Annotated in this window: 6 protein-coding genes and 1 pseudogene; 5 read left to right on the forward strand and 2 right to left on the reverse strand. The window is 66.3% G+C overall.

The window, feature by feature from the left end; all coding sequences use genetic code 11:
* Nucleotides 1–185: 185 nt before the first annotated feature.
* Nucleotides 186–1,097 (reverse strand): LysR family transcriptional regulator, encoded by a 912-nt coding sequence (locus tag QOD90_RS09575; protein WP_526348997.1) that lies wholly within the window; start codon nt 1,095–1,097, stop codon nt 186–188.
* Nucleotides 1,098–1,224: 127 nt separating this feature from the next.
* Here QOD90_RS09575 and QOD90_RS09580 point away from each other — a divergent pair, with 127 nt between their 5' ends.
* The 3 genes and pseudogenes from QOD90_RS09580 to QOD90_RS09590 all read left to right on the forward strand — a co-directional run bounded on the left by QOD90_RS09580 (nt 1,225) and on the right by QOD90_RS09590 (nt 2,298).
* Nucleotides 1,225–1,938 (forward strand): SDR family NAD(P)-dependent oxidoreductase, encoded by a 714-nt coding sequence (locus tag QOD90_RS09580; RefSeq protein ID WP_526348999.1) that lies wholly within the window; start codon nt 1,225–1,227, stop codon nt 1,936–1,938.
* 31 nt (nt 1,939–1,969) lie between these two features.
* Nucleotides 1,970–2,167, forward strand: a pseudogene (locus QOD90_RS09585) (nuclear transport factor 2 family protein); the annotation flags it as partial.
* 2 nt (nt 2,168–2,169) lie between these two features.
* Entirely contained in the window at nt 2,170–2,298 is a 129-nt protein-coding gene (locus QOD90_RS09590; RefSeq protein WP_526349005.1) for a hypothetical protein, read from the forward strand.
* A gap of 25 nt (nt 2,299–2,323) precedes the next feature.
* Here the strand turns inward: QOD90_RS09590 and QOD90_RS09595 are convergent, their stop codons facing one another.
* Nucleotides 2,324–2,533, reverse strand: coding sequence for an SDR family oxidoreductase (locus tag QOD90_RS09595; RefSeq protein ID WP_526349007.1), 210 nt, complete (start codon nt 2,531–2,533; stop codon nt 2,324–2,326).
* On the opposite strand from QOD90_RS09595, the gene QOD90_RS09600 reads away from it, so the two are divergent.
* Together QOD90_RS09600 and QOD90_RS09605 are read left to right on the forward strand one after the other, a co-directional pair.
* Complete coding sequence (locus QOD90_RS09600; protein WP_526349001.1) at nt 2,500–2,787, forward strand: hypothetical protein; 288 nt, start codon at nt 2,500–2,502, stop codon at nt 2,785–2,787. The genes QOD90_RS09595 and QOD90_RS09600 overlap by 34 nt on opposite strands.
* Nucleotides 2,788–2,808: 21 nt before the next feature.
* A partial coding sequence (locus QOD90_RS09605; protein WP_526349003.1) for an NAD(P)-binding domain-containing protein occupies nt 2,809–2,922 on the forward strand: 114 nt, incomplete at its 3' end.

A 2,922-nucleotide genomic window follows, 5' to 3' on the forward strand; every position in this document is an offset into this window, starting at 1 on the left:
GCCGGACGGGCTGACGCTGAATGCGACGAGCATCTACTGCTTGCTGAAGCCGGTCGGGCGCACGGTGGCGAGGTGGCCGAAGAGCGGCCGCTCCAACAATGACTCGTAACCTTCGGGAATGGTGGCCATCAAACCTCTCTCAGTCGAACTGACCTGGCAAGTATCCGCCGGACACACCGGGTAGCTCATCGGTGCGGGTCGTCCGCGGGTAGCCACGTCCCAGCTTCGGTGAGGCTCGACACGTCGATGCCGACCGTGAATGCATCGATGACGGCGTGCACCAACGGGTTCGACTCACCACGTCGCCACACCAGCGACCACGTCCACATCGGGATAGGGTGCTGGACGGCCCGGCGCGTCAGGCCCGCAGGCGTTGGGTCGTCCTGGCCCTTGGGGTTGTTCAGCACCGGGACCCGCATCTCCCGGACGTGGTCGTAGAAGCTCGCACCGGTCACTCCGCCGTCCTCGACGCGGACCACGCGGGCTCCGGATTCGCGGGCGAACTCTTCGGCGAACCGGTTCCACGAGGCCCAGCTCGACTCGTCGGAGTCCAACAACACCGTCAGGTTGCGTGCGTCCACGGGTGACGTGTCCTGTCCGACGCTCAACGCGTAGAGCCGGTCGGCACCAATCAGCCTGGCGTCCAACGACATTGACCGAAGGTCGGTCCGCTCGACCCAGCAGATCGCGAGGTCCAGACTGCGGTCCGCGACGCGAGCCGCCTGCGCGTGCGAGGGCATCACCCAGGTGTCCAGCCGTACCCGTGCCACGCCGGCTGCCCGCTCCGCCCAGTCGGTCGGGCACCACTGCACGTAGCCGATGCGTATCGGCTCGGACGACGAGAGGCCGAGGGCCTCACGACGCAGTTCGTCGGCCTGGCCGATGAGGGCGCGGGCCCGCGGGAGAAGCGCCGAACCGGCGGCGGTCAGCGCCACCGAACGCCGGTCGCGGTCGAACAGTTGCACCTTGAGGTCGCGTTCGAGTGCCTTGATCTGTTGCGAGAGCGACGGTCCCGCGATGCGCAGCCGTTCGGCGGCCCGCCCGAAGTTCAACTCATCGGCCACCGTGACGAAGTAGCGCAGCTGTCGCAGCTCCACACGCGGCAGCGTAGTGCAGTGGGAGCCTGCGCCTACCAGGAGCGAGCAAACCGGTCCCGCGAGCGAGGATTGTGGAGTGCCCGACGACGCGTTTCAACGGGCACACCACGAGAAGGGACATGCGAACATGACTACGAACCCGCGCGTCGCACTGATTACCGGCGCTTCGCAGGGAATCGGTGCCGGCCTGGTGGCCGGATACCGCAAGCTCGGCTGGGCCGTCGTGGCCAACTCCCGCACGATCGGTGACGGTGACGACCCGATGGTGCTGGCGGTATCGGGTGACGTCGGGCAGCCCGGTGTCGGCAAGCGCATCGTCGACGCGGCGGTCGATCGTTTCGGGCGCCTCGACACGGTGGTGAACAACGCAGGCATCTTCATCGCCAAACCGTTCGCCGACTACACCGACGACGACTATGCCGCCATCACGGGCGTGAACCTTCGCGGCTTCTTCGAGGTCTCCCGCGCGGCGGCGGCCCAGATGCTCGAGCAAGGCACCGGTGGACACCTGGTGACGATCTCGACGACGCTGGTCGAGCACGCCAACTCGGCCGTGCCTTCGGCGCTGGCCTCGTTGACCAAGGGCGGCCTCAACGCCGCAACGCGAGCGTTGGCGATCGAGTACGCCAAACGCGGAATCCGTTCCAATGCAGTGTCTCTCGGCATCATCAGGACGCCGATGCACGACCCTTCCGAATACGATGCCCTTGCCGCACTGCACCCGGTCGGCCACGTCGGTGAGGTAGCCGACGTCGTGGATGCGGTGCTCTACCTGGAGACCGCACCGTTTGTCACCGGCGAGGTCCTGCACGTCGACGGCGGCCAGAGCGCGGGCCACTGACATGGACGGCGTGCAGATCATTCACCGCACCATGGACGAGTGGAAGGCCGGTATCGACGCCCACGACCCGACCCGGGTGGCCGCCGTGTTCAGCGAGGACGCCGTCTTCCAGGGATTGCGTCCCTACGGGGTCGGCCGCGACGCCGTCGCCGACTACTACGACTCGCAGCCAACCGGCATGACGGTTACCTACCACGTCCTCGAAAGCCGTGCTCCGACAGACGATGGGTTGTGGGCTATCTCGCGGCGACGTTCGCCTACCCGAACCGGCCCTCGGCAGCGTTGGCCATTGGCGTGGTGCTCGTCAGGGTGGACGACCAGTGGCAGGTGGCTCAGTACCAGGCATCGGCGTTGGGCTAGGAGGCTCAGCGGTGCGGGTCGTCCACTATGCGTTGGTGTCGCCGTCGACGGTGAGGCTGGCGCCGGTGATGTAGCTGGCCTCGTCTCCAGCGATGAAGGACACCAGGGGGGCGATGTCATCGACATGGCCGTAGCGCTTCAGCGCGGTCGGTGTCGATCGGGCCCGGCTGTGACCACCGGGTCGACAACATGGCGATGGCCATGTCGCTCGTCGCGTCGACGCGAGGAGTGGCACTGATGCCCGCCTATGCCAACGAATTGCTACCGCGGTCCGTCGTAAGCCGCCCACTGAAGGGCCAAGCACCCACGATCGACGTCGCCGTTGGCTACCAGAGAACGAATTCGTCACCGGTTCTGAAGCTCTTCCTGTCGCGCCTCGGCGCGATGACGGACACCGCTCAAGCCCGACGCGTGCGGGTGTGGTGTCCAGAGGGGTCGAGTCGGAACGCCAGCTGGAATAGGGCCAGCGCGTCCGCTGTTGCCCGTTGAACGACTACATGGAGGCAATGCGTGAAAATCGGAATCATCGGGGCAGGTCAAATTGGCGGCACGCTGGTGCGTCGGTTCCGCGAACTCGGACACGAAGTGAAGGTGTCAAACTCTCGTTCTCCCGAAACACTTGCG

It is taken from the genome of Mycobacterium sp. (genome assembly GCF_032161845.1).
Classification (GTDB): Bacteria; Actinomycetota; Actinomycetes; order Mycobacteriales; family Mycobacteriaceae; genus Mycobacterium.